This is a genomic window from Flavobacterium muglaense, from assembly GCF_014305155.1.
Taxonomy (GTDB): domain Bacteria; phylum Bacteroidota; class Bacteroidia; order Flavobacteriales; family Flavobacteriaceae; genus Flavobacterium; species Flavobacterium muglaense.
The window spans coordinates 1-1,280 of record NZ_JACRUK010000117.1 but is presented as its reverse complement, the minus strand read 5'-3'; the positions used below and the strand labels follow the sequence as shown (position 1 = coordinate 1,280).

3 protein-coding genes are annotated in these 1,280 nt (G+C 33.5%); 2 read left to right on the top strand and 1 reads right to left on the bottom strand.

The features are described 5' to 3' along the window. Nucleotides 1-108: 108 nt before the first annotated feature. Together H8R24_RS18025 and H8R24_RS18020 are read left to right on the top strand one after the other, a co-directional pair. Entirely contained in the window at nucleotides 109-669 is a 561-nt protein-coding gene (locus tag H8R24_RS18025) for a Crp/Fnr family transcriptional regulator (RefSeq protein WP_187021840.1), read from the top strand. A 71-nt stretch (nucleotides 670-740) separates the two neighbouring features. Continuing rightward, the gene (locus H8R24_RS18020) at nucleotides 741-1,070 is read left to right on the top strand and encodes a DMT family transporter (protein ID WP_123904558.1); all 330 of its coding nucleotides are present in this window, start codon (nucleotides 741-743) and stop codon (nucleotides 1,068-1,070) included. An 11-nt stretch (nucleotides 1,071-1,081) separates the two neighbouring features. Here the strand turns inward: H8R24_RS18020 and H8R24_RS18115 are convergent. Next, nucleotides 1,082-1,280 (bottom strand): hypothetical protein (locus H8R24_RS18115; protein ID WP_222617430.1); only part of this gene is annotated, 199 nt, incomplete at its 5' end.

Genomic DNA, 1,280 nt, shown 5'->3' with positions numbered 1-1,280 from the left:
ACTTTTCTTCCTTTTATATTGTATTAAGTGTTATATTTGAAAGAAATAAACGGAAGTTTTTTCACAGACTGACGTTAGCGGCAAGCATAAACCAACACCGTACAAAGAATGAACCCTCTCATAAAACAACTTAAAAAATACGGAAATCTGACCTCTGAAATCGAAACAGAACTTAACGAAAAAATTAAAAGTCTGATAAAACAAAAAGGCGATTTTTTGCTCAAAGAAGGACAAATTGTTTCAAATTTATTCGTAATTGAAAAAGGGCTTGTTCGTTCGTTTTATAATATCAATGAAAGAGAAATTAATGTTTGGTTTGGTTTTGAGAGCGGAATTTTAGGTTCAGTAATGCCATTATTTTTTAGCCAACCTTCAATTAAAAACATTCAGTTTTTAGAAGACACCACTTTATATTATATCTCAAGCAATGACCTTGAAAGTTTCTACAAATCATCGCAGGAAATGAATACGATTGGTAGAAAAATGGCAGAAGAATATTGCAAAATTTTAGAGGAACGTTCTTTTTTATTACAAACACATACCGCAGAACAGCGTTATCATTGGCTTTTGAAAAACCAACCCGAAGCTTTGCAAAGAATTTCTTTAGGACATATTGCTTCTTATTTGGGTATTTCGCAAGAAACATTGAGCCGTATTAGAAAGAAATAACGATTTTGACATTTGTCAAAAAAAGCACTTTTTAATTTTTGTTTCTTTGCATCAGTTAAAACAAAAGAACAATGAAATATTTATTTTTATCATTAGCAATCGTACTTGAAGTTGTAGGTTCGAGCTTTATGAAAGCATCAGACGGTTTTTCAAAATTATTGCCAACAGCGATAACAATTGTGGCATATATTGCTTGCTTTTTCTTTTTGTCGCAAGCTTTAAAATCCATTCCTTTGGGAATAGCTTATGCAATTTGGGGTGGTTTAGGAATTGTCTTGACAGCTATAATTTCGGTTGTGGTATTTAAGCAATCGTTAGACATTCCAGCAATTATTGGAATTATTTTAATTGTGACAGGAGTTATCGTAATGAATTTTTTCTCAAAATCAGCAGCACACTAAAATGCCAGCCGCTAACAAGGGTTTTGCAATAGTGGGGCGAAACTGCAAAGTTCAACGGTTGTTCTTCGGTTGAACTTTAGTGCAAAATTGAAGATTTGTGCTTCGATTGCCCCACCATCGCAAAGCCCCGAACCGTTAGCGGCAAGTGTACCGAAACTCACGTCAGAAAAGAAACGACAGAAAAAATGAATATTGACAAATCGAAAATAT

Coding starts and splice junctions, on each gene's coding strand:
- H8R24_RS18020 (WP_123904558.1), top strand. CDS start 741: ATGAAATATTTATTTTTATCATTAGCAATCGTACTTGAAGTTGTAGGT.
- H8R24_RS18025 (WP_187021840.1), top strand. CDS start 109: ATGAACCCTCTCATAAAACAACTTAAAAAATACGGAAATCTGACCTCT.